The 24,293-nt window shown below is 44.0% G+C and carries 28 protein-coding genes and 1 pseudogene; 8 read left to right on the forward strand and 21 right to left on the reverse strand.

All coding sequences use genetic code 11. From position 1 onward, the window contains the following. Positions 1-158 precede the first annotated feature (158 nt). A complete protein-coding gene (locus tag AC1DLI_RS13365) occupies positions 159-605 on the forward strand; it encodes a tellurite resistance TerB family protein (protein WP_477603294.1) in 447 nt (148 codons plus the stop codon). Positions 606-818: 213 nt separating this feature from the next. Here AC1DLI_RS13365 and AC1DLI_RS13370 read toward each other — a convergent pair whose 3' ends face one another. The 5 genes from AC1DLI_RS13370 to AC1DLI_RS13390 all read right to left on the reverse strand — a co-directional run bounded on the left by AC1DLI_RS13370 (position 819) and on the right by AC1DLI_RS13390 (position 4,888). Beyond that, the gene (locus tag AC1DLI_RS13370) at positions 819-1,409 is read right to left on the reverse strand and encodes a thymidine kinase (protein WP_308997721.1); all 591 of its coding nucleotides are present in this window, start codon (positions 1,407-1,409) and stop codon (positions 819-821) included. A 54-nt stretch (positions 1,410-1,463) separates the two neighbouring features. Beyond that, positions 1,464-2,033: a hypothetical protein gene (locus AC1DLI_RS13375; protein WP_477603296.1), complete on the reverse strand. Its 570-nt coding sequence runs from the start codon at positions 2,031-2,033 to the stop codon at positions 1,464-1,466. Between the two features lie 337 nt (positions 2,034-2,370). After that, complete coding sequence (locus tag AC1DLI_RS13380) at positions 2,371-3,465, reverse strand: toxic anion resistance protein (protein ID WP_477603298.1); 1,095 nt, start codon at positions 3,463-3,465, stop codon at positions 2,371-2,373. A gap of 18 nt (positions 3,466-3,483) precedes the next feature. Beyond that, positions 3,484-4,182, reverse strand: a complete 699-nt coding sequence (locus AC1DLI_RS13385) for a hypothetical protein (protein ID WP_477603300.1) — start codon at positions 4,180-4,182, stop codon at positions 3,484-3,486. Positions 4,183-4,309: 127 nt separating this feature from the next. After that, on the reverse strand, positions 4,310-4,888 hold the full coding sequence (locus AC1DLI_RS13390) for a TetR family transcriptional regulator (protein ID WP_477603302.1): 579 nt from the start codon (positions 4,886-4,888) through the stop codon (positions 4,310-4,312). Between the two features lie 151 nt (positions 4,889-5,039). Here AC1DLI_RS13390 and AC1DLI_RS13395 point away from each other — a divergent pair, with 151 nt between their 5' ends. After that, positions 5,040-5,720 carry an SDR family NAD(P)-dependent oxidoreductase gene (locus AC1DLI_RS13395; RefSeq protein ID WP_477603304.1) on the forward strand — a complete coding sequence of 227 codons (681 nt, stop codon included), beginning with the start codon at positions 5,040-5,042 and terminating at the stop codon, positions 5,718-5,720. Positions 5,721-5,802: 82 nt separating this feature from the next. Here AC1DLI_RS13395 and AC1DLI_RS13400 read toward each other — a convergent pair whose 3' ends face one another. The 6 genes and pseudogenes from AC1DLI_RS13400 to AC1DLI_RS13425 all read right to left on the reverse strand — a co-directional run bounded on the left by AC1DLI_RS13400 (position 5,803) and on the right by AC1DLI_RS13425 (position 8,904). Next, positions 5,803-6,246, reverse strand: a complete 444-nt coding sequence (locus tag AC1DLI_RS13400; RefSeq protein ID WP_477603306.1) for an SRPBCC family protein — start codon at positions 6,244-6,246, stop codon at positions 5,803-5,805. 61 nt (positions 6,247-6,307) lie between these two features. Beyond that, the gene (locus AC1DLI_RS13405; RefSeq protein ID WP_477603308.1) at positions 6,308-6,706 is read right to left on the reverse strand and encodes an SRPBCC domain-containing protein; all 399 of its coding nucleotides are present in this window, start codon (positions 6,704-6,706) and stop codon (positions 6,308-6,310) included. Positions 6,707-6,752: 46 nt separating this feature from the next. Next, a complete protein-coding gene (locus tag AC1DLI_RS13410) occupies positions 6,753-7,202 on the reverse strand; it encodes an SRPBCC family protein (protein ID WP_477603310.1) in 450 nt (149 codons plus the stop codon). Next, on the reverse strand, positions 7,189-7,515 hold the full coding sequence (locus AC1DLI_RS13415) for an ArsR/SmtB family transcription factor (RefSeq protein ID WP_477603312.1): 327 nt from the start codon (positions 7,513-7,515) through the stop codon (positions 7,189-7,191). Before AC1DLI_RS13415 ends, AC1DLI_RS13410 begins: the two co-directional genes overlap by 14 nt. Positions 7,516-7,668: 153 nt before the next feature. Next, a pseudogene (locus AC1DLI_RS13420) lies at positions 7,669-8,274 on the reverse strand (pentapeptide repeat-containing protein). A gap of 402 nt (positions 8,275-8,676) precedes the next feature. Beyond that, the gene (locus tag AC1DLI_RS13425; protein ID WP_308997745.1) at positions 8,677-8,904 is read right to left on the reverse strand and encodes a hypothetical protein; all 228 of its coding nucleotides are present in this window, start codon (positions 8,902-8,904) and stop codon (positions 8,677-8,679) included. A 217-nt stretch (positions 8,905-9,121) separates the two neighbouring features. Here AC1DLI_RS13425 and AC1DLI_RS13430 point away from each other — a divergent pair, with 217 nt between their 5' ends. Continuing rightward, complete coding sequence (locus tag AC1DLI_RS13430; protein WP_477603315.1) at positions 9,122-9,760, forward strand: cell wall hydrolase; 639 nt, start codon at positions 9,122-9,124, stop codon at positions 9,758-9,760. Positions 9,761-9,808: 48 nt separating this feature from the next. Further along, on the forward strand, positions 9,809-9,997 hold the full coding sequence (locus AC1DLI_RS13435) for a hypothetical protein (RefSeq protein ID WP_477603317.1): 189 nt from the start codon (positions 9,809-9,811) through the stop codon (positions 9,995-9,997). 483 nt (positions 9,998-10,480) lie between these two features. Here the strand turns inward: AC1DLI_RS13435 and AC1DLI_RS13440 are convergent, their stop codons facing one another. Both AC1DLI_RS13440 and uvrA read right to left on the reverse strand, forming a co-directional pair. Further along, positions 10,481-11,986, reverse strand: coding sequence for an MDR family MFS transporter (locus AC1DLI_RS13440; RefSeq protein WP_477603319.1), 1,506 nt, complete (start codon positions 11,984-11,986; stop codon positions 10,481-10,483). Positions 11,987-12,059: 73 nt separating this feature from the next. After that, positions 12,060-14,564 (reverse strand): excinuclease ABC subunit UvrA, encoded by a 2,505-nt coding sequence (gene uvrA / locus AC1DLI_RS13445; RefSeq protein ID WP_477603321.1) that lies wholly within the window; start codon positions 14,562-14,564, stop codon positions 12,060-12,062. 204 nt (positions 14,565-14,768) lie between these two features. Between uvrA and AC1DLI_RS13450 the strand changes: the two genes are divergently transcribed. From AC1DLI_RS13450 to AC1DLI_RS13460, 3 genes are all read left to right on the forward strand, one after another. Next, positions 14,769-15,206: a MarR family winged helix-turn-helix transcriptional regulator gene (locus AC1DLI_RS13450; RefSeq protein ID WP_477603427.1), complete on the forward strand. Its 438-nt coding sequence runs from the start codon at positions 14,769-14,771 to the stop codon at positions 15,204-15,206. A gap of 162 nt (positions 15,207-15,368) precedes the next feature. Continuing rightward, positions 15,369-15,998 carry a hypothetical protein gene (locus tag AC1DLI_RS13455; RefSeq protein WP_477603323.1) on the forward strand — a complete coding sequence of 210 codons (630 nt, stop codon included), beginning with the start codon at positions 15,369-15,371 and terminating at the stop codon, positions 15,996-15,998. Then, entirely contained in the window at positions 15,995-16,744 is a 750-nt protein-coding gene (locus AC1DLI_RS13460) for an S-layer homology domain-containing protein (RefSeq protein WP_477603325.1), read from the forward strand. The genes AC1DLI_RS13455 and AC1DLI_RS13460 overlap by 4 nt, the downstream gene beginning before the upstream one ends. A gap of 141 nt (positions 16,745-16,885) precedes the next feature. Here the strand turns inward: AC1DLI_RS13460 and AC1DLI_RS13465 are convergent, their stop codons facing one another. From AC1DLI_RS13465 to AC1DLI_RS13490, 6 genes are all read right to left on the reverse strand, one after another. Next, entirely contained in the window at positions 16,886-17,107 is a 222-nt protein-coding gene (locus tag AC1DLI_RS13465; protein WP_477603327.1) for a helix-hairpin-helix domain-containing protein, read from the reverse strand. A gap of 194 nt (positions 17,108-17,301) precedes the next feature. Beyond that, positions 17,302-17,649: a VOC family protein gene (locus AC1DLI_RS13470; RefSeq protein WP_477603329.1), complete on the reverse strand. Its 348-nt coding sequence runs from the start codon at positions 17,647-17,649 to the stop codon at positions 17,302-17,304. Positions 17,650-17,889: 240 nt separating this feature from the next. After that, complete coding sequence (locus tag AC1DLI_RS13475) at positions 17,890-18,627, reverse strand: C40 family peptidase (RefSeq protein ID WP_477603331.1); 738 nt, start codon at positions 18,625-18,627, stop codon at positions 17,890-17,892. A gap of 230 nt (positions 18,628-18,857) precedes the next feature. Beyond that, positions 18,858-20,024, reverse strand: coding sequence for an MFS transporter (locus tag AC1DLI_RS13480; RefSeq protein ID WP_477603333.1), 1,167 nt, complete (start codon positions 20,022-20,024; stop codon positions 18,858-18,860). Between the two features lie 21 nt (positions 20,025-20,045). Continuing rightward, complete coding sequence (locus tag AC1DLI_RS13485) at positions 20,046-20,858, reverse strand: Cof-type HAD-IIB family hydrolase (RefSeq protein ID WP_477603335.1); 813 nt, start codon at positions 20,856-20,858, stop codon at positions 20,046-20,048. Then, positions 20,851-21,627 carry a DeoR/GlpR family DNA-binding transcription regulator gene (locus AC1DLI_RS13490; RefSeq protein WP_477603337.1) on the reverse strand — a complete coding sequence of 259 codons (777 nt, stop codon included), beginning with the start codon at positions 21,625-21,627 and terminating at the stop codon, positions 20,851-20,853. Before AC1DLI_RS13490 ends, AC1DLI_RS13485 begins: the two co-directional genes overlap by 8 nt. Positions 21,628-21,838: 211 nt before the next feature. On the opposite strand from AC1DLI_RS13490, the gene AC1DLI_RS13495 reads away from it, so the two are divergent. Continuing rightward, entirely contained in the window at positions 21,839-22,558 is a 720-nt protein-coding gene (locus AC1DLI_RS13495; RefSeq protein ID WP_477603339.1) for a DUF421 domain-containing protein, read from the forward strand. Positions 22,559-22,716: 158 nt separating this feature from the next. Here the strand turns inward: AC1DLI_RS13495 and AC1DLI_RS13500 are convergent, their stop codons facing one another. Both AC1DLI_RS13500 and asd read right to left on the reverse strand, forming a co-directional pair. Next, positions 22,717-22,884, reverse strand: coding sequence for a hypothetical protein (locus tag AC1DLI_RS13500; protein ID WP_477603341.1), 168 nt, complete (start codon positions 22,882-22,884; stop codon positions 22,717-22,719). 233 nt (positions 22,885-23,117) lie between these two features. Next, a complete protein-coding gene (gene asd / locus AC1DLI_RS13505; RefSeq protein WP_477603343.1) occupies positions 23,118-24,203 on the reverse strand; it encodes an aspartate-semialdehyde dehydrogenase in 1,086 nt (361 codons plus the stop codon). Between the last annotated feature and the right edge of the window lie 90 nt (positions 24,204-24,293).

The following is a 24,293-nucleotide window of genomic DNA, read 5'->3' on the forward strand; positions in this document are numbered from 1 at the left end:
CATCCTCATTTTCTGTCCGAGGTTCATCCTTCAAAGTTAAACGGTCCGCGGCAAGCACCGCAGAAATAGACCTTTTTCCGCAAAATTTGCTAATTACCCCCATAAGTATTTACAATAGAGGTACACCAAATAAATTCCAATACGGGAGGCTGAACAAAATGAGTTCATTTACATCATGGCTGACAAGTACCAAACAAGGCCTAACTGATCAGGTCAAAAAATTAAAAAATAAAGATTTCTTGGATGCAGTCGTTGCCGGCTGTGCTATCGTAGCAGGAGCAGACGGTTCCATTAATGCGAACGAAAAGCAAAAAATGACGGGCTACATCAGCCGCAGCGAAGAGCTGAAGGTTTTTGATATGAGCGATGTCATCAACCGTTTCAACCACTTTGTAGGCAATATTGAGTTTGACGGCATGATCGGCAAGCAAGAAGCGCTTAAAGCAATTGCAAAATACAGCAATAAACCGGAGGTTGGCCGGGTAATCGTGGGTGTGTGCAGCGCGATCGGCGCGGCAGACGGCGATTTTGACGCTAGCGAGCAAGCTGCCGTACGCGATATCTGTACGACGCTTGGACTGAATCCGAGCGAATTCAACCTATAATCCAATAAATCAAGCGTAAACGGCTGTCGATGTCCTCAGTGGCAAAAGCTATCGTTTCGCGGAGATATATAAGCACATTTATAAGTGAAAACTTATAAATTCTTATATATACGCAAAGGAACCTCCTGCACCGCTGCGAAAGCGGGGCCGGAGGTTCCTTTACGTGCGCGTATTAGGTTAGATAAAGCCCTGCAGCTGTATGCTTGCTTCAAGCTACGCCTTGCGAAACGCCTCATTGTAGCAGCGCCTGCAGACCGGCTTATAGTCCTCATTGCCGCCGATCTGAATTTGCGCGCCGGCATTCATCGGCTGCCCGTCATTAAAGCGAATGACCATCGTTGCTTTCCGGTCGCAATACCAGCAAATGGTCTTAATCTCTTCGATTTTGTCCGCTTGCACGAGCAAATTATAGCTGCCTTCGAACAGCTGATTCTGAAAATCATTTTTTAACCCGAAGGCCATGACCGGTATGTTAAGCTCGTCCACGACCTGGGTCAGCTCTAAAATATGATGCTTTTTCAAAAACTGTGCCTCGTCAATAAGCACGCAATAAATTTTGGAAGGTACCGCCGCCGCGACAAGAGCCTTCACGCTCTCATAAAGATTCGTATTCTCCTGGACCGGAATCGCTTCCCGCTCAAATCCTACACGCGAGCCTACGCGGTCGACGCTTCCTCTTGCGCTGACGGATGGCGAATAAATGAGCACCTGCTTGCCTTGCTCCTCATAGTTATGGGCGACTTTAATAATTTCAAATGATTTGCCGCTGTTCATCGTTCCATATTTGTAATAAAGCTGTGCCAATCCAATCTCCTCCAAAAACAGTTCAATGCTCCTATTATACAGGAAGCGGCGACGTTATTGTATCGCCATAAGCCTTGACTTCGCCTCGCCATAGGCTTTGACGATTTGTTGGATTTTTTGGAATTCGGGATCAGTTGGACCTAAATCAGCCATGAACATCCGGTGTAAAATTTGATTGTACATATTTTGCCGTGCTTCGATTAGCCCGAGCTCCAGCTGAATCAGGTCCTCCAGCTCATTTTCCTCAATTAATTGATCGATATTGACATCTTCATGGTTAGAGGGGGAGCGCTGTTCATCAAAAATCCGATCCGAGCCTCGTCCAATCCGAGGAAGCTCCTCATATTCCGCCTCAATCTCCGGCTGATTCCCCAGCGGAATCGATGTATTCAGCTCCGAAATAATAATGCCTTCTTTGGCCAGCATAACTTGGAACGGTTTGTGCTGAATCAGATCGGCAATGACCAGCCTGCTCATATCTTTGTTGCGGATGAGGGATGAATCGAACGGGTGAAGCACCCACTGGCCATCTCGGTTAAAGAGGTTGAAGGTAAACCATTCCCCACCATATATAAACCGTATATTAATATTAGACTCCGATATAATTTCATAGGTAAACTCCAAATGGAATACCTCCGATCCGTCAGTATAATTTCTTACTATTATACCAAATCAGAGATAAACGAAACTAGCGATTACTTTATCTCTTGCAAAATAGCTTCTGTTCGTTCCGAGCTCGCAACGACAATCAACACGATAAGGAGCACTGCCAGGGCTATGCTGCCAATCATAACAGGATCACCTCTTTTTTTCTTTAAGGCTATGCCGGTGATCCATGGTTTATGAATGGTTATTGCGGGATTAAGCCAAAGTTAGCTGCGTGAAAAATAAAAAACAGCGGCCGCCAGGACTTTATTTCAAGTCCCATGCGGTCGCTGTACGCTTGTATCTATGTGTCTTCTTATTCCAAAAAGCCCTTGGCAGCCGATGCCGGCAGCTCTGTCTGGCTAGCTCCAGATCCAGCTTGAATTCCTAGGCGCTGGCCAACTTTTTGATTGATTTGGGTCATCTTCTCCGTTTGCTGCGAAACGGTTTGAATGATCTGGCGGTTGGAGTTCTCATACTTGTCCATCGCCGAGAATAGATCAGACATCGCGCGCTCTACAAGCTCCATGCTCATGGCCGGCTTAGTCAGCGCTTGGTTCGCCTTCTCACTGGTTTCGTTAAGCAAGCGTGCATTCTCGGCAAATTGGTTGCCAAGCATCTCATTCGTGGAATTGACCGCTTCGATCGCTTTCATCTGATCATCGATCGCACTGGCAATCAATACCGATACCGACATCAGATGCTGCGTTTTATCAATCGAGCTGTCGAGCGCATCCATCAGCTTGTCATTCGTGTCATTAATAATATCAGTGGCAGCAATGGCCTGCTGATAAAGCATGATCATTTCCGTGTAAGTCTGAAGCTTCGTAACAACCTTCCGGAGCCCGCGCTCCAAATAGGTTTTCCGGTGCTCGTTTTCCGGTTTTGCAATCTCATCCTCGAACATTTTTTTGAGACGGTTGCCGTATTCGACAAGCAGCTGGAGGTCATAGACGTTGTCTAGGCTGCTGCGCTTCAGGTTTCTCATATGCACGACGTTCTCTTCGAGATTGTCGCGGCCGTCGCGCAATGATTTCACGATCACCTGCACGTTCGACTTGGCTGACTGGTACTTATAAATGTAAGCCTTCATCGGCGCCTTGCGCAGCAGCTTCTGCACGAGCGTAAGCTGCTTGCTTCGGCTCAAATCCTCAACCTCGCTGCGCAGCTTGAGCATATTGTTCGCAACCTCAGAGCGCTTCCCTGACATCAGATCCGACAACGGCCGCTCCAGCATCGTTAGTGTCTGCCCCGAGCGCTCCAGCGTCTTTTGGCCTTTTTTCGTAATTTCATCCATCAGCGTGTCCAGATGCATCGCATCCGTTGTCGCTACCTTCTGCATCGTGACTTGCACTTCTTGCTCCAGCTTCTGGAGATCTTCATTTTTCAATTGCACGAGTTGTTGTGACATGGCTAGTTTCCCCCTTCATTAGTCGGTAAGACGATAACGTTGTTGAATTAATTCAGCCTTCGTACGCAGCTCCATCAGGTCCTTCTGTTCAATCGTTTTCGTATAAAAGGTAAGCTTCGAATCGACGTCCTTAATGCCATCCAGCAAAAGCCGCCTGTTCTGGCGTTTCGCTTCGCCGCTTAGCCGCAGAAAGGGATTAATGGTCGAGTTCAGATCCTTCCTCACCAGCCGAACGATATTGTGATTAATGCTGGCGTCGCCCAGCTCGACCAAATCCGGAATTAACCGATTTAGGCGCGAGAGCAATGCGAGTGTTTTCTGCACGATCTCATCGTCTAAATTGTTTTGCTTGCCCTCGAGTAAAATCATATCTTCAATAATACCGATGTATTCTAGCGCAGAAGCCAGCTCCGGATCTAATATCGGCTGCGTGCTGGAAGCTGCTGGAACAGCTTGTACAGCCTGCGGTGCTTGTGCTGGTGCTGTGGAACCTGCGCCTTGCTGTTGGATTGGCGTGTTTTGCGGTCTGTGCTGAAGCTCAGGCTCGCGGGTTGGCTCGTTGATTTCTTTCCTGCCGCGCTGCCTTAACGACAGTGCGACTAACAAACCGACAGCGGGTATGGCAATCGCTATATAGGGAGAAGTAACCCAATAAACAACAAGTCCGACTGCATAGCTGCCGGCCGCGATGCCTAAGGTTTTTTTCATACCACTCATTGCTGCACCTCCATGTTAAGCTTGCATAGTACGATGTTTATACGCATTGGCTTTATCTAATTATCTCGTTTTTGGTACATAGAAGTCAATTTTTAAAATAGACCATCCGTTATCGTTTCATGCTGGTTTATAACCATTCTCCCTCCGATATTTTAGAATGATCTCCTGCTATTAATAACGAGGCTTTCTTGGCTATTTCCTCTTTATCAAACGTTGTATACCCAGAAGCCCATAAATATCCAGCCTCGTGTATGATATTGGCATAAATAGATACGTAAAAACTTTTCTCTGAATCGGAAAATATGTTATCCAAACTTCTCAGCAAATAATTTTTTAACTCCATTAACATTTTTTCTTTCAATTGCGGTGCAAGGCTTAAGTAGCTGCGGCGACATTGAATATTCGGTTGTTGATGAAAATCACATACAGCTAGAACGAGTTGAATGATATTGTTCTGATCGAACTTTACCACTCCTAATGTGCGTTTTTCAATCACAGCAGCAGCTGAATCATTAATAATGTAATCCAACAATTCGTACTTGTCATTGAAATGCGCATAAAAAGTAGCACGATTCACCTGAGCTCCATTTGTTATATCTGCTATTGATATTTTGTCAAAATCCTTTTCATTCACTAAGCTAACAAAGGCATTAATCAAAGACTGCTTTGTTGATGTCATTCGTATATTCCTTACTTTTGTTCCCAATTTCTTCATCCCACCTGACAATTTTTCAATATTGTTGCTATAGCAACATTCGTTCACTATTGTTGGTTGTTCTGTTTCAGTATTGGTTTTATGCTTATTAAAACAACATGCGTTGCTTTAAAATATATCACAAATAAGGAGCAAAATTAAAATGAAAACTATTGCAATTATTGGTGCAGGACCTGGGTTAGGATTGTCTCTTGCGAAAAAATTTGGAGAGAACGGATTTAAGGTAGCGGCCATTTCTCGTAACCCCGAGAAATTAGAAATGATCATGAACGAACTACAAAAGCTGAACATTGAAGTGCGGTCTTATGCCGCGGATGTTACTGATTTGACCGCATTAAAACAAGCTTTACAAGCGGCTAAACAGGATTTTGGCCGAATTGATGTACTCGAATTTAGCCCTTATGCGGGATGGACTAATTTCACAAACGTCTTAGAAACAACGCCTGAGAGCGTCATGGAACAAGTAAACAGCTATTTGCTTCCTGCGGTTCTTTCTGTCAACGAAGTATTGCCTGACATGCTAAACAATGGCTCAGGCGCGATTTTATTTACAACAGGATTATCTTCCATGTTCCCGTTGCCTATGGTTGGGAATGGCGGAATCGTAATGTCGGGTATTCGTAACTATGCGACAAACCTGCACAATGAGCTAAAAGAAAAAGGCATATTTGTAGGACATCTTTCAATCGGAACTTTCATACAAGCAGGTACAGCAGGCGATCCAGACGTCATTGCAGAAGCTTGGTATAACTTATACGAGGAAAAGAATTGCTTTGAAGAAACATTCCCAAAAGAGATTGATCCCACTAAACTGTCAATCTAATATTAAAGCGATAAGATGGCCATTAAAATGGCTGTCTTATCGCTTTTTTGGCATCAATCACGGTCCCATGTTAATGGATAGGTTAATCACGAACGTTCTCTAGTATGGATTTGATCTTTTTCAAATCCTTATTGTTGGCCCTCTTCATCATCAAAGACATAAAAGGAGAAAATAAAAGTGAGAAACCGGCTGGGTTGCCTTTATTTCGTAAGGTCATCCGCGTGGTTTGTCCATCGTTTGATTCCCAGGTGTACGTCGTTTCCATCGGAAAGGGGCCGTCAGCCGTTCTCATGACAAGCTTTTTTCCCGGTATATATTCAGAGATTTGATACACATAGGAAAGTTGTTTTCCAAGAAAGTCTGCTTTAAACGCAATTTTAGAACCCAACTCGAGAGGCTTTGGTGTTTGCCATTCCGCGGAATTGATATTGACATACCATTCAGGCGCGTTGTCCGGGTTAGCCGCATATTCCGATACTTTATGAACAGGATAATTTATAATTATCTCTGAAAATACATCTACCATGTCTCCTGCCTTCTGTGAAAAATAAAAAGCGCGCATTAGAATCGCGCGCTGCTTCAACAAATTAAGCTAATAATTTCTGAATAGGTTCCCAGTAGTTGGTGTGCCATCCGGATGCAAGATGCTCGCTTTGCCCCTCTGGGAAACCGGAATGTTCAAATGCCAGCACGGTTTCGGAGCCTTGCTCCTTGAGCTCGAATCTCGCTATGGAGTAAACGCCCTCCTCCCAATTCGCTACGCGCCATGCTTGTACAATACGTTTGTTAGGTACGAGCTCGATGCTGCGTCCCAAAATCATGCCTCCAAAACAAGAGAACATTCCGCCTTCTTCTGGGGTAATATCAGTCGGAGCGCCGCCGACTGCCTTACTAAAYTGCTCGCTGCTGGTAAGGATTTCGTAAATACGTTCAGGACTAGCTTGAAAAGTAATCTCTTGACGAATCGCTGCGCTATTTAACGTCATTTGCTTCATAATCTCCTTTGATCCTATTTATAATGCTGATTTTATATTAATGCATAGCTTTTTCTGACCACGGATCCGTACCTGGATCATTGCCCTCTGCTATCGATTGCAGGCGAGGCATATAATGCGTCCAGCCTTGTACATGTGAGGCAACTTCCGCTGCCGGCAGATTGTAGTGCGTCAATACCAGAAGAGTTCCGTTGTCTTTCGGGATTAATCTGAATTCAACGGTACTGGATCCTGGAGGCACCGCCTTCGATTTCTCCCAACCCCACGTCATGACGATTTTCTCATTAGGAATAATTTCCTTATATTCGCCCATTGCAATGTCACTTCCGTTAACATCGATGCGATATTTTCCGCCGATACTTGGATCGAGCAATACTTGACGCCCCATCCATCGAACTAATTTATCAGGATCGGTAAAAAACGAGAACAATGTCTCCGGGCGGCATTCGATAAATATCTCTTTCTTAATTGTGTCACTGCTGTTCATTGTCATGTTTTCTCCTTTCCTCTTCTTCCGCGGCTTCCTTCAAACGCAGCAAGCTGTCATCCCAGAAGCTCTCGATGTACTGCATCAATTCGGCGAACCCTTCCCTCCTAATGCCATAAAATCGTTTGGTCCCGGCTCGCCTCACAACGACGAGTCCCGCTTCTTCTAGAACTTTAAGATGCTGAGATATAGCAGGTGCTGAAATGTCAAAATGCGACGCAATGGCGCTTGAGGTCAGTTCCCCTTCACGGACGAGATGTAAAATATCTCTGCGCCTAGGTTCCGTTATCGCTTGAATGGCTTTATCGATCATAACATTAATTTAGCATTCACTTAATTAAGTGTCAACTTAAATTAAAAATTACCAAATGAGCTCATCGGATATATTCTCACCTGAGGCCACTAAACTAATCCGTTTCTTTTTGTGATATTCTGTAGGGGTAAAGATAATAGTAGACGTTTTTCATTAACTTACTTTGGCTCCATGAGAAAGCGAAAACAATACAGATTGCTCTCTATCCATTCTCATACCTGTAATGTTGAATGTTTTAAAGTCCACTCCTTCCATTTTAGCCCCTCTTACATCAGCACCTTGTAACTTCGCTTTTGCCAGTATCGCCATGGTCAGATCACAATCTCTTAAATCGGCTTTTTCTAAACTGGCTCCTGACAAGTCTGCTTCATAAAATTTAACCCCGCGCATGTCCTGACTAATTAATCTCGTATGTCTCATATTTGTATACGACCAATCGCCTTAAAAAATTGTGATCCCATCCAAATTGGAGCCAGAAAAATCAGAACCCGTCATTTTGCATTTATCAAATTTCGTAACAAAAAGATTAGCGCCGTTAAAGTAGCAATTCTCAAACGCGGATTCTTTATGAATGGAGCCATTTAACAACGCTCCGCAAAAATCACACTCAATAAAACGGCAGTTGTTGGATGAAATCTCCTCTAGTGAGCCGTTAGAAAACGAGCAGCGATTAAATGTACAGCTTATTAACTCACCATACCTTAAATCTTGTATGCCAAAATTTACTCCGTCATAATTTCGATTGCTGTATAAAAACATTATCGGCCTCCTCTGTATGTTTAGTAAGCTAGTTATTATGGCTTCTCGCCCTAATTTACTGAAATTTGTAACCCGCTGTAATATCTCTACCCGCAAGAATGCTTTTTTCAATATAGCACACGGCTGTCAAGTACCTGTATGGTCTCGACTAAAAGTCAAGCTGTTTATTTTTTTCGTAATCCTTATTGGACGATTATCGTAAACTTCCCTATCCGCAAAAGAAAACGCGTCCTTCAGCCTGAAGGACGCGTTCTTGACCGATTCGGTCTTTATTTGGTTTTTAGGCAAAAGAAACCAGTCCCCCCTTGGGAACTGGTTCATTTGTGTTTATTCAACTTTCCTAATCATTTAGAGAATTAAGCCAAAACAAAAGAGCAGCTTTCTAGGCAACCTGCTCCTTGACTAAGAAAATTTATCTGGCAGCGCCTTTATAATTTCTTCATATTGCAGAGCAACTGCCACCTCTAAAATATGTATAGGGTTTTGATGAGCGTATGCTACAAGCAATTCCTTAGTAAACTCATCATCATTTAATTTTAGACTTTTTTTTACTAATTCCATCATGGCTCTTTGATTACGAAAATTAAGCTGCTCAATTTTTTCCATTGCTAATTCAATATCACCCTGCATAATACACACCTACTATCCGTTATCCGCGATTTTAAATTATTTTTAGTGCCTAATCGTTCGTTAAATATAATAATAATTCGATGCACTTCATTTTTTTCAGGGGGGGTGTAGATGAGAAAATCTTAACAAGATTATCCTATTCATGCTGTGCTAGAATAAACGCTCTAAGCCATTCAATAATTTACCTATTATTCGTAAACGGAGGGATTCAATCATCATGTACAGATTTCTGACTCTATTCGCTCTACTCATACTAGTTACCGCAACCGCCACAAATCACAGGGTAGATGCTTCTACCGTCTTAAAAATCGGCAGCGAAGGACAGGCCATACCGGATCTGCAGTTCCGGCTTCAGACAATGGGTTATTACCATTTACCTATAGATACAAGCTTTGGTAAGGGCACCCGCAGTGCGGTCCAACGTTTTCAAATAAATAATGGACTTCAGGGAGACGGCATTGTAGGACCGAGAACATGGGCAAAGCTCAAAAAATTGTCAGTCAACAAAAAAGAGCTTTCCATGCTTGCACGTGTCATTTATGCAGAGGCTAGAGGGGAAGATTATAAAGGCCAAGTGGCAGTCGGTGCGGTCGTAATGAATCGCCTCCAGTCTTCAAAGTTTCCGAAAACAGTAAAAGAAGTCATTATGGAGCCAAATGCTTTCTCAGCCGTAAAAGACGGTCAGTACTGGCTTATCCCGAATCAAACGGCATTCAAGGCCGCTAAAGCTGCGGTAAAAGGGATGGACCCGACCGGCAATGCGTTGTTCTACTTTAATCCGGATATCTCCAATTCGGTTTGGTTCAAGACGCGTACAGCCACCAAGAAAATCGGCAATCATCTATTTACGCTATAGGTATAACCAGAGAGAATGACATTTTTCTAGAACAGGAGAACGAAATAAATGAGTATTAACACTCAGGATCGGCATCAGGCTAGAGTTGAATTGGTCATTGATATTATCAAAGGAATTTTTGAAAAAGAGACCATTCCGGAGACTTTCAAACAGAAATTAAATACAATGAGTTATGATGATTTAGGTATTTATGTTATGGATATCGTAAAAAAACGATCCGTTGATGAAATTCAATAATTGGTGAACGGTGTCCAAAGTACTTCATTGCACGCAAGCGTAAACGGCTGATGCCGTTCTTGGCGGCAAAAGCTCGCTTCGCGATGAAATATAAGCATAGTATAACGTTAAAATTTATACTTTCTTATATTTTAAAAACCGGACCCTGTATGTTACATGGGAATCCGGTTTCTTGTATTTTACGACAAACTCGCTTACGTATTTGCGTTACAATGCTACTGCCCTGTTGAAATAGCGTTAATCACTTGAATCACTTGACCCATAAATACCCAGGCGATTGCAAGTAAAGAGATAGTCGCCAAGATTCTCTTAGGATTCTGAAACCACTTCGGATAATGGCCGAGCTGCTTTGGAATTTGGAAGCCTGAAATAATATCGCCATGTTTGATTACATCGTTAAAGGGAGTCCTATCTTCAAGTGAATAATTTGAGGTTTGATTCACGGTAAGGTGAAGCGTCGCGTCAGTTCCGAAACCATCTTAGTTAGTGTGATGCTGAATATTCTTCAAGTTCGGCTGCTGGGTCAAACTTCTCTTTGCTCATGGCCAATGCCGCCACCAGGGCGATAACAGAAGGAATAATTGCCCAAGCAAAGGTATGGACAATTGAAGCGGAGAGCGACTCAATAATTTTATCAAGAACCTCAGCAGGAATTTTTTCACGCGTTTCCGGTGTTAAGATTTTACGAGGATCGCTTAGATCGACGCCTTCCGGCATTTGAGCGCCGCTGCCGAACATGGAAGCCAATTTATTCATAAAGACATGACTCTGAATAATACCGAATACCGTAATACCCAGCGTCATACCCAATGACCGCATGAAGTTAAGCGTAGAGCTTGCAGAGCCGCGCTGCCTTGCAGTGAAGCCATGAATCGCCGCATTGCTTAATACGGAAAAAGATGCGCCGATTCCTAGACCGACCAAAATCATAAAGACCGTGACGATGAAGCGCGAAGAACCGGTCGTTAATGTGGTAAGGAGAGCAACACCGATGACAAGCAGCGCTAATGTCGGAATCATGATAGAGCGGTACTTAAACTTAGCAAGGAAGGAACCGCCACCCGCGGCAGTGACGACGGACCCGAGCATCATCGGAAGCAAAACTAGCGCCGAATTCGTAGCCGAGCCGCCAAGTACGCCTTGAATAAAGATTGGAATGTAGACAGAGGCAGTAATAAACGCTGCAGCACTGAACATTGCCATTATGTTACTCGTTGTATAGAGACGATTCTTGAACATGCCGAAGGTGATGATCGGTTCCTCGGCACGGCGTTCGATAAAAATAAAACCAATGATCAGCACCGCAAAAGCGGCGAATAAACCTAAAATCATACTGGAATCCCAAGCGTATTCCTTGCCTCCAAGCTCAAGAGCAAACATCAGGCAAACGATTGAGGCTACAAGCGTAAATGCGCCAAGATAGTCGATTTTTTGCTTGGAATGCTCGACCGACTCTTTGTAAAAGAAAGCAATCATAACAAATGCAATGAGTCCCAGCGGTAAGTTGATGTAGAAGATCCAAGACCAATTGATATAATCCGTAATGTAACCCCCGAGCAGCGGGCCAAAAATACTGGATAGACCAAATACGGCGCCGAATAAGCCGCCCATCTTGCCGCGTTTATCCGCAGGAACCACATCAAACATGATCGTAAATGCGATAGGCATGAGAGCCCCTCCGCCAATACCTTGAATCGCGCGATAAATAATCAGCTGTTCGATTGTGCTCGCCGTACCGCATAAGGCAGAGCCGGCCATGAATACAATAATCCCGAAAATGAAGAAACGCTTGCGGCCGTACATATCCGATAATTTACCGAAGATCGGCATGCCCGCCATCTCTGCTACCAAATAAGCAGAAGTCACCCACATTAATTTATCAAATCCGCCTAAGTCCCCGACGATCGTGCCGATTGCTGTTGCTACAATGGTATTATCCATCGATGCCATAAGAATGGCGAGCAGCAGGCCTCCAAGGATAACGCCCATATTATTTTTTTTGCCATCTTCTCTTATTCCCTCCGCTTAAAAAGCAATATAATTCTCATACATTCCTCTATCATCAAAGACCTTCGACCAAAACCCGTTTCAGGAACATGCCCGTATAAGAAGCCGGCACTTCAGCTACCTGCTCCGGCGTGCCTTCGGCTACTAGTTTGCCACCGGCGACGCCGCCTTCAGGACCGATATCGATCACCCAATCGGATTCGCGAATCAGTTCCAAGCTGTGCTCAACAACGACAACCGTGTTTCCCGTATCGACCAGCTTATTAAGCAATACTTGAAGCTGTTTAATGTCTGATGGATGAAGGCCGGTTGTCGGCTCGTCGAGCAGATAAAGCGTATGGTTCTTGGAAGGCTTGCTCAGCTCTTTCGCCAGCCTGATCCGCTGTCCCTCGCCGCCGGATAAGGTTTTGACCGATTGTCCCCATTTCAAGTAGCCAAGCCCAACCTCGCACAGCATTGCAATTAGACCTGCAATCTTGGACTCCGACTTAAGGATCGGCAAGCTTTCCTGCACCGACATATTCAGCAAGTCCGAGATGGAGAAGCCTTCATACTGAACCTGCAGCACCTCTTCGATAAACCTTCTGCCCTTACAGTCGTGGCATTTCACCTCTAAATCGGGCAGGAAATTCATATCCACGGACAGCACGCCTAGACCTTGGCATGTCTCACAGCGTCCTCCTGGCGTATTAAATGAAAAATGCTTCGAGGTCAGCTTTCTTTCCTTTGCCTCTGGCAATCCAGCGAACAACTGGCGCAGGTGCGTAAATACATCGGTATAGGTAGCGACATTCGAGCGCTGCATTCTCCCCATTGGCGTTTGATCAAAGATAACGATATTGCCCACTTGCTCCAAACCCGTCATTTCCTTGCATCCCGTTTGCTTCACGTCATTCGGACCCCCTTGCGCAAGGATATCGAATACAAGCGTGGATTTGCCCGACCCCGAGACCCCTGTCACGGACACTAGGCATCCAAGCGGTAAGGAAACCTCAGGGATACTAATATTGCGAGCCTGAGCTCCCCAAATCGTAATATGCTGTCCGTTCCCTTTCCTGCGGATGCGAGCGGGAGCCGGGAGCCTTTCGCCTCTCAAATAGGCTCCTGTTACAGAGTGCTCGCTTGCCATCAAATCCTCCAGGCTGCCTTCACCCACAACGGTCCCGCCGTATAATCCAGCTCCCGGGCCGATATCGATAATATGATCGGCAGCACGCATCATCTCGACATCATGCTCGATAACAAGGACTGTATTGCCCAGATCTCGCAGCTCCTGAAGCACACGGATAAGGCCAACCGTATCCCGAGGGTGAAGGCCCGTTGTCGGTTCATCCAGAATATACAGCACGCCTGTCAGCCCTGAACCAAGCAGCGAAGCAAGCCGCAGCCGTTGTGCTTCTCCGCCGGACAATGTTACCGTCTGCCGGTTCATGGAAATATAGCCGAGTCCGACATCCATAATACGCTTTAACCGTTTCGGCATATCATGGAGAATTGGCTCAAGAAGATGAAGCCCTTCTAACGGAATCACCGCCTCCAATCCTCTCGTCCACTCATATACATCGCCGAGCGACCAGTCCGAAACATCAGTGATGGATGCATCAGCTACCCGAACAAGTCGAATTTCTTTCTTTAAGCGAGCTCCGTGGCATTCGTGGCAGAGCTGTTCATGAAAAAATCCTCCGTCTTTTTCCTGTGCGCCCGATTCTCCCTCTTTCTCCTTGTAACGCCGCCATAATCCAGGAATAACACCTTCAAATTTAGTGCCCTGGGCCGGCTTCACATTCGGATAATGGCGTTTGAATGCCTCGCTCTCGACTCCGTAGTACAGCAAATCACGCTGAATTTCACCGTAATCTTTCAAAGGCTGGTCAGGGTCAAGCTCAAATCCATAATGCTTTCCTGCCGCAGCTAAAATACGGATCTGAATATCGCGGTGGACGCCGTTCAGAGAGGCAACTCCACCTCCGCGCAAGCTGAGCTCCTGATTGAAAACAGCCGCTTCATTGATGCTTGCCACATGGCCAAGCCCACCGCAAGCAGCGCATGCCCCCTCCGGCTTATTGAAGGAAAAGTGCGACATTCCCAGTTTCTCCAGCTCCGTATTGCAATGCGGACAGCTCATCGACCGGTGGTTCATATCCTCGTCTTCCTCTGCCAGCAGTCCTGCCGGCTCAAAGGATGGCGGGATGCTGCCGCTGCAGCATGGACATATGCGCTCCCCCAGTCTAGAAAAAATAAAACGGACGTACGTGTATATGTCTGTCACAGTCCCGACCGTCGAGCGCGGGTTCCGGTTAGTAACAAGCTGTCCAACGCTGATGGACGGGGACAGTCCTTCGATAGACTCTACCTTCGGCTTGCTAATCGAATCCGATGTCAAACCCATGGATTCCATATACTGTCTCTGGCATTCCCGTTGAAGTGTATCCATGGCAATCGTTGATTTGCCCGAACCCGACGGACCTGTCAGAACAACCAGCTTGTACTTAGGAATCGAAAGCGAAACATTCTTTAGATTATTCTCCCGCGCACCCTTTATAACAATGGCTTCTTTCACAAAATATCCTCCTCTTGCTCTATGCCTTTGCATTTTTGTAATGAGTTCGATAAAATAAATTTGATTAATAATACGCCAATCTAGTATCTCGTTGATCTAATATCTCGATAATCAAGATATATTTTATCTTAGAAGGAGGGTTATCCTTTGTCAAGAGACAAACAAGTTCAACCAACGGAACTGCAAGAAAATTTCACCTTACGCATGCGAAGCTTAGGAAACCGAACGGTACTGTACCAGCAAAATGTGGCTGCTTCACTTGGGTTATACAATAATGATTTTTTATCCGTAGATATCCTGCGCGAAAAAGGCCCCGTCACCGCCGGTGAGCTGTCAAAACTAACAGGGCTCGCTACAGGCAGCGTTACTTCCTTAATCGACCGTCTTGAAAAAAACGGCTTTGTCCGCAGGCAAAATGATCCAAATGACCGTCGCAAAGTGATTATTGTCCCTCTGTATGAACATAAAGAAGAGGTGAGCAATACGTATATGCCGCTGCATGCTTCAATGGTGAAACTAGCAGCCTCCTACACGGATGAAGAGCTTAAGCTCATTACAGAGTTTTTAGGCAAAGCAAGCGATGTCCTAGAAGAGCAAATTCATCAGCTCAGCTCCAAGACAAGCAGTAAATCTTCTTCATGAACCCTCTAACTTATAAACAAAAAGGACGATATTCCGGATAGTCAAATGACTTCGGGTATCGTCCTTTTTGATTTAGCTCAGCAAAAACTTTTTCAGTGACAAATACGTAAGATCTCTGTACCATAAAAAATGGAATATTATTGTTAGAAAGGGTGCTAAATGGTGAAATTCGCACGATTCAAGCTGGTGGCTCTGCTAATATCGATGATCCTGCTCGTCCCGTTGACGCAGGCATCAGCCGCAGACGAAGTATACAAATACGATTTCGATAAGATTGAGGTTGTGTACGCCGCCGAATTTACGATGTATCCAGACTTTTCCTCATCAGAACACTGGCTGACGCAAATCGCTGGCGGACCGGACAAGCCGATTCAAGTTTTGTACGGGATTCTTCACCTGTACAGCGGAAATGGCTACATCGATGAGCAATTTATTAAAATGTCCGGCGAAGGCGGTTCGGAGCGCTTCTTAAGCAACTCTCTCCGCAACGATTACGATGAGACCTATTCGCAGAAGCGGCAGACTTCCATTCAGTTTTGGTCCGGAAAGAAGCTCGACGGCAATGTAGTCGTGAAGGATTTTAACGAGCCGCTCAAGTCGGTTACGCTCGTTCAATCGTTCGACGCACAAGGGCAGGTATCAGGCTACAAGCTCCACGCTCAGCCTCTTATATTGCCGGGAAGTGAATCGGATCCGTTCTCAAACTATGTCAGCTCCTACACGTACGATCCAAGCAGCCTTCAGCATGAAGGCGAACCAAATGGCAAGGTAGCGGAGGTGACTTCGCAATGATGAAGAAAAACGTGACCGTTACGCTTCTGCTGGCTATGCTTCTGGTGCTGTCCTCCTCGGTTTACGCCACATCGGACAGCCGTGTAAAGCAGGCTGATACCTTGAAGCAGCTCGGCCTATTCACGGGTACGGGACAAGGTTACCAGCTCGAAGCCTCCTTTACCCGCGCACAAGGGACAGCCATACTGCTTCGTCTTGCCGGCGAGGAAGCGGACGCTGCCAAAGCTAAATTGAAACCCGCCTTTACTGACGTGAAAAGCTCGTACTGGGCTGCCTCATCCATCGCATTTGCCGTGAAAAAAGGCTATGTAAAGGGTATCAGCAGCACCGCCTTCGCCCCGGAACGCCTGATGACGGGGAAGGAGCTTCTGACGCTGGTCAATCGGCTGGTCGGTTATCCTGACGCAGCGCCCACCAATGCGGTCGAGCTGTCTCAAAAGAATGGTCTTTTGCAGGCGGATGCTGTTGCAAGGCTGACTGCAGCCAATCCGTTCCTGCGGGGTGATATGGTAGAAATAGCTTATGCAGCTTTGCTCGCCAAACCAGCCGGAAGCAAGAGTACGCTGCTCCAGAAACTCGTAGAAGAAAAGGGTACAATTACGGTTGCAAATGCTGTTGCAAGCGGTCTTTATAACAGCCCTTCCTCCGGATCTAACGATGCGTCTGACGTTTACATTCCGGAGCCAGGAACGGATCCGATGGATGCAATCRAAGAAGCCATTCAGCAGAAGCTTGATGGGAAATAATTAATGCTATTTAATATCATCAAAGCCCAACAACCTTTTAAGGCTGTTGGGCTTCTTCTTTGTTTCATTTGAAACAGTTGAATTGTTTGGTATTTTATAACTTATTGAAATATATAACAGCGACAAATTTATTAAACTACTTTATGTCTTCTTGGCAAAAGACAACCCTTTCTCTTTTAGAACTTCATTCAGTATCCTCACTGCTTTTGGTCCCACACCATGTAACTTCAAAATTTCCGCTTCAGTAACTTTTGTAAATTGTTCTAGTCTAGAATACCCTGCATTCGTGAGAGCACGTGTAGCAGGCTCACTTATCTTGGGAAGATCGCTTTTTTGTGTTATTTTATTGAAATTGTCCATCATTCAATTCCATCCTTTCTTAAGTTATGCGAAACCTCTGACTACTTCGAGAACTTAAAATGTCTCTAATTCGATATAATCTAGGTTTCAATGTGCACATCCATTCGTTTTCAACAGAATAACATCTAATTTACTAATTTTCTATTATTGAAGTTTTGAAGAATGGATTAAACTAACCAGCAATTTAGGTGTGTAACTCAATCTTTAAATTCAATTCTATTTCCTTCCGGATCAATAACAACTCCTATCGTCCCCCATTCGAAGCACTTCACCTCAACATTTATTCCTCGTGCAGCAATCTCCGATACGGCTGAGTCAAAATTATTAACGTTAAGTCGAAGTACCGTTGGATTTTGCGATCTTGTTTTTTCTTTATCTGAAGCAACACCGTTCTCTTCAAGCATGAGGTAACTGCCACCAAAATCCAAAATGGATAGTTCTTCACCACGTTGACGAATCTTCAAGCCAAGTTTTTCCGAATAAAACTTTAATGCTAATTCGTAATCCTCGCAAAAAAGAATAATGCCAGTTTCTCTAATGTCCATTAGTCATTACCTCCAATCCTATCTTCACTTATCATATGGATTTCACTAAAAAAAATCGTCAATACATTGCAGTAGATAATTTCTACGACTTTAGTCTGAAGATCAATTTGATTTTGTTAGGTTACTCGACATACAATTTAATTTCTAGTGCTGCAGCAACTGCAAAACGATCAAAAACTCCGCCCACTAATGGACGGAGTTCTAAGTCTTCTTATTCTATTATCTACTATTATCTATCAATTACAAAACTCTACGCGCGCTGACGTAATGGCTTGACCACCAGCCGGAGCTTAAGCTGTTAATGGCAATCCCATCGACAGACGGCGTATTATGAATAAACTTCCCGCCGCCCATATAAATGCCAACATGATTAATAGCGCGGTTGTTGCTGCCAATCGTATCAAAGAAGACCAGATCGCCTTTGCGAAGGTTGCTCTTGCTTACAGCAGACCCTTGGCTTTTTTGAGCTCTTGTTCCCCACTTTAAATCTACCCCAACCTTAGCGAAGATGAATTCCGTAAAGGACGAGCAGTCAAAAATAAGACGGCTTGGGTTTCTAGTGCCGAAGTCGTAGCTCACACGGCCTTTGTAGCTCTGGGCAAGGCTGATAACCCTATCTGCCTTCGAGCTTGAAGACACTTGACTGCTGCCGCTGCTGCTACCGCCTTTATAATTCGTATATTTCGAGTTGGCGGATATGTACCCGGTTTTCTTATCTTTGGTGCTTACCTTCAGCCAATAGCTGTTGACCTTGGAGATAACGTTAATGCTTTCGCCTTTGGAGATGAGACGGATCACCTTTCCACTGGTGCTCGGCTGGGATCTAAGATTTACCCCGATCTCGACTTTCGTCTCATAGGTCACGGCTGCTTCAACTTTAGATGTAAAAGGTGCTGGTGCTATCCCTAAAGCACCAAACCCGATAATCGCACTCATTCCGACAATAACAATCTTCTTTTTCAGTAATTCTAGCTGCATTTATTTGTTTCCTCCCTTTCGTTTGATTAATAACAAATATAGCAGGAATTACGTTACCTAAATAATTCCTATGAGAACAAAAACCTAGCATTAATAGGAGATTGCACCTTTTTATTAAAAAATAATGAGAGTTGTTTAATCTTCGCAAACCATGGGCATCGCACGCAAAATAGGGATGAACCCGTCGATTAAATGACGAGTTCATCCCTTCGTGTCTCTAATTATAATTCCTAAATATTACCTTTTTTATCCACTTTGATTAAGCAGATAAACATGAGTAAAGCAAATAAGACGAGAATCCAGATTGTTTTTCCGGCTTGAAAGTGATCCATGCTCCAGCCGATCAGCAAGGGCAGTACCGCTCCGCCAACTCCGCCCGATGCGATCAGAATGCTTGTCGTATGTTTCGTATTTCCGGTGAACACGCGATTAGCGAATACGAGTACGATTGCGAAGATGCCTGATAAAAAAAGCCCGATCAATAACACGAATATGAAAGCGACCATGGCGTTCTTAACTAGAGCAGTACAAATGAGAAAAATAATTGCACCTAAGGTACTGCCGATTAGAAACCGGTTATAATTGACTTTCTCGGCAATCATACCTGAAAAAACTCGTCCAGTGACCATAGCTATCCAAAAAAACGTAACAGACAGTGTCGCGTCTGATGTGTTCAAACTGAAATGTTTTACAAATATAGATGGCAGGAAGTTAATAATACTTGTTTCAATCCCGACATACAGAAATACGAAACCTATAAAGAAAACAAGCTTAGACAGACGAAATGGCTGTTTACCCATTTTAGCTGAGGCTTCAGCATTAATTGCCAGGCTTTGATGCGACGCATCACTGGCATTATCATTATTCTCTATTTTCTTGCTCCAGAGAACCAAGTTAATTATGGCGACTACGATGACAACTGCAAAGGACCAATTCCACGAATGCTGCGCAATTAGGAAACTGGACATAAGCGGCATCAACAACGCCCCGACTCCAAATGCTACCTCCAGCTTGCTCATCGTTACGGCGCCATTTTTAGCAAACTCCAATAAGAAGGCCCCAATAGCCGTTTGAGTTATTCCAAACCCAAACCCGTTTAAAGCTACAAGCAGCATAACCAAGTACCAATGCGGGTGGAATACTAATGCGGTATGCACGATAACTAAGCTGAGCACCCCTATTATGATCGTTCGCTGATACCCTAAACGCAGGGACGCTCTCGGTGCCGCGACAACCCCAATGAAGAAACCTACGAACTGGGCAAAAACCAGTTGTCCCCCGCTGCTATAATTCCGACTGTAGTGATGCAGCATTTCCGGTAACAATGCGCCCAAAGCAACCGTTGCAAGTCCTATTAGAAAATATGCCGCGCAGCCTAACCAAACCATCCTTTTCATTTAATCAGCTCCTTTCATTACCTACCGGCTAACAAAAGAACGATTATATGAAATGATCTGATTAATTGCTTCTGCTACAGAATGAATGACGTTATTCGCTTGGTTTCTTACGTCGATATGGCTGCCGCTCATAGCAAAGCTATGCTCTGTTATGGCAAACATGGATAGATCATTGAAGGAATCGCCTATGCAAGCCACTTCATTTGGCGTTAAACCCAGCTCTTTGATCAAAAGCGTTAACCCGACCCCCTTCGAGACACTTAACGGCATCACATCAAGGCAATCTTTGTCGGATATAAACGTTTCTATTTCACCTTCAAACAGGCTATTTAATTCTGTCTTCAATTGAATCAATTGATCAATCTCGCCAAAGTAGGATATTTTACTGCAGCTTATTTTATCTTCTTTTATTGCTTCTTCCAAATCGCCGCGCACGGCACAAGACGTCAAAATCCGTGATTCATAAGGAAGAGAGGTGTCCGTACGCTTCGTTATATAGAAAGAATCATCTGTACAATGGATAAAATTTATAAAATGATCATAATCGCGGGTTGTTTGAAGAATTCGAGATGACACATCCGCTTTGAATTCGGAGGAGGTCAGAAGATTTAGATCCTTCTTGTGAATAGTGGCCCCGTTTTGGCCTATCGCATGATAACTAGAATCAAACTCCTGCATGATTATTTTAATTTCGGAGTACATCCTTCCTGATGCGATGCAAAACTCAAATCCATCGCCGACAGCTGTTTTCACGGCTAGGAGATCACTATCATTAATTCGACGTGTGTGGTCTAATAAAGTGCCGTCTAAATCACTTACAATCAATTTAATCATCGTTTTCTTCCTCCGATACGACTAATAATTCCACATGATGCTCTGCAAGCTTTTCCATCATTTCCCGATTTGGCTTTTGGTTCGTGATCAACAAATCAATCGACTCTAAGCCCGCTATTTTGTAAAACATCTGATCACCGAACTTCGTATGATCAGCCAACACAATGACTTGATTTGCCCGTTTAATCATCTCGCGCTTAACAACGCCGTCTTCCTCATGCGGATAAGATAAGCCATTAGCCGTAATCCCGCATGCGCCAAGAAATAATTTATCCACCTGATAATCGGCCAACTTATCAATCGTTGCGTTCCCAAATAGAAAACGATGCTGTGAGTGCAGTTCACCGCCCAATAAAATTGTTCTTACCGTTTTTTTTCTGGATAGCACATCTGCAATATCTATCGAGTTGGTAACGACAACGATATTTTCGGCCATTAAATTTTCAGCAGCGAATTGAACGGTAGTTGATGCATCCATCATAATAAAGTCTCCGTTTTTCACAAGCGAAGCCGCGAAATGCCCAATCTCACGCTTCTCGCCGGACTCTCTAACCAAACGCTCCTTATACTCGAAGATTTCCTTTGTTTTTTTCGGTAAAACGGCTCCTCCGTGCGTACGAAGAATTAGGCCCAGCTCTTCCATCTTCAATAAATCCCGACGCGCTGTATCTCGGGATACCTCGAATTGTTGACAAATATCTTTGATATCAATGCGTTCATGTTGATTCAAGTGCTCCATAATCGCGTTTATCCGCTCTTCTTGAAACATGCGTAATGTCCTCCTCGTTCATAGCGATAAGCTTTAAAAGCCAATGTAGTATATAAGGCATTATACTCCACAGTTTAAGTCATTACAATGATTTATCGTCTTTTATGCATCATTCGATTAAATTTACATCATGAGAATAACAATTACCAAATAGTGCAAATTAAAATATATGTAACTTGCAGCTATAAGAATTTTGGGGATGTGACTGGAATTGGATTTTTTTGAGAGTCAGGAATCATTATCTAATATCGAGTGGATCTTAAGAAGTATCGTTAGCTTCTTCTTTTTGCTGCTCGTAGTCAAAATGATGGGACAACGCTCCATTTCTCAATTAAGGCTCCTCGATTTCATTATTGCTATGACCTTAGGTAATATTATTGCCCATCCTCTTTCAGATGAGAATTTGGGATTAAAGGGCTCTATGATCACCACCATTACTTTAATTTTGTTATATGTATCAGCAACGTGGTTGAGCTTGAGATGGCCGTTATTCAAACGATATCTTGATCCGCCGCCACTTAAGCTCATTGAAAATGGTCAGATTCTATTTCATAACCTAACTATTGCAAGAATCTCTATTGATTTTTTATTCTCTGAACTTCGAAAAGAAAAAGTGGAGGATGTACAAAAGGTATCCCTTGCAGTATGGGAACCGGGAGGAACTATATCCGTTTTTGTAACCCCCCAATACCAACCGCTTACTCCTGCAGATATGAAGCTTCTGACTCAACCCTTTACGCTTACGCGGCCTATTATCTTTGAAGGTAAAGTCGATATGCCACTGCTTAAAGAACTCGGAAAAGACCTTCTCTGGTTAGAGAAAAAGATAGCACCTACTTATGCCAATATCCGTGATGTGATATTAGCGACTGTTGACGACAACGAGAACGTGCGGGTCTACTCGAATCCTAAAGAAAAGACTTCCCTATAACCAATAGAAAAAGGCAGCACTAGCATGAGCTGCCTTTCCTATTGGTTATTATTGTAGTCTAACTAAAATCGGCGTTAACTCTTCATTCCCTTCGAATAACAAGATCAATAAAAAGAACAGGCTGCCGCAGCGCCTGTTCAACAACGAATAAGACATATTTACATCGTGTAGAAAGATAGAAAAAAATGAAGCGATACAACAGCCACAGAAGCATGAAGTAAAACATTCATCCAAACCTTGCGGGCCAGCTTAAAATCCTGCACCAACATGATGATTGACCATATGAAAAAAATTACAAAAGCGATTTGAAGTAGAATACTAGGCATAATATCATAACCTCCCAACACTTTGTCATAGTTTAATATATTATGAACATGCGGGAGTTGTGCTTCTTTCTCTCTACTATTTTCACAAAAATTTCGCTATTCAACTGGTCATTAACGTAATAGACTGCCGAAATATCGGCAGCCTTTTGTCCATTCAATTGAAAACAGCAAGCCCCCGAAATGATCAGAATGCTTGCTGTTTTGTCTAGCTATTCAAGTAGATGTGCATGTTTCTACTTTGCCTGAATGTACCCTTCCGCTTTAAGCAGTTCGGCGATCAAAACGGCACCGCCCGCCGCACCACGTAAAGTATTATGCGATAGTCCAACAAATTTATAATCGTATATGGAGTCCTCACGCAATCTTCCCGCCGAAATTCCCATACCGCGCTCAATGTCACGATCAAGCTTCGTCTGCGGTCTGTTCTCTTCTTCAAAATAAGTGATAAACTGTTTTGGCGCGCTTGGCAGGTCAAGCTCCTGCGGGCGCCCTTTGTATTTCAGCCAGCGATCAAGAATTTCTTCTTTCGAAGGTTTTTTCTCGAACTCTACAAATACGGTGGCCAAATGTCCATCCAATACAGGAACGCGAATACACTGCGTAGTAATTAATGGTGCACTTGCTTTAACAATTTCATTATTTACAATGCTGCCCCAAATGCGAAGTGGCTCCTGCTCGCTTTTTTCTTCCTCGCCGCCAATATAGGGGATAACATTGTCTAACATTTCAGGCCAATCGGTAAAGTTTTTGCCTGCCCCCGATATCGCCTGATACGTCGATGCCACCACTTTTATTGGTTTGAAATCCAGCAATGCGTGAAGTGCCGGCACATAGCTCTGAATCGAACAGTTGGGCTTAACCGCAATAAATCCGGTCGAGGTTCCAAGCCGCTTTCTCTGTGCAGCTATCACTTCCAAGTGCCCTGGGTTAATCTCTGGAATAACCATTGGAATATCAGGAGTCCAGCGGTGAGCCGAATTATTGGAAACAACAGGCGTGCCCGTTTTTGCGTAGGCCTCTTCCAACGCTTGAATGTCAGCCTTTTTCATATCAACCGCACAAAAAATAAAATCAACCTGATTGGCAACCTCCTCCACTTTGGAAGCATCCAGAACGACGATATTTTTCACTGCTTCGGGAATTGGGCCCGACAACTTCCATCTGCCTTGTACAGATTCTTCATACGTTTTTCCTGCCGAACTGGCACTAGCTGCAATGGCCGTTACCGAAAACCAAGGATGCTGATCCAGCAGTTGAACAAACCGCTGGCCCACCATGCCCGTTCCTCCTACAATGCCAACATTCAATTTTTTAGTCATATGATATTCAATTCCTTTCAATTTAGCATAATCTTCCCTAAATAAAAAATATTCAAAAAATCCGATTTAGTGTACTTTATGTTGAATGTA

It is taken from the genome of Paenibacillus sp. 01T443, from assembly GCF_056398325.1.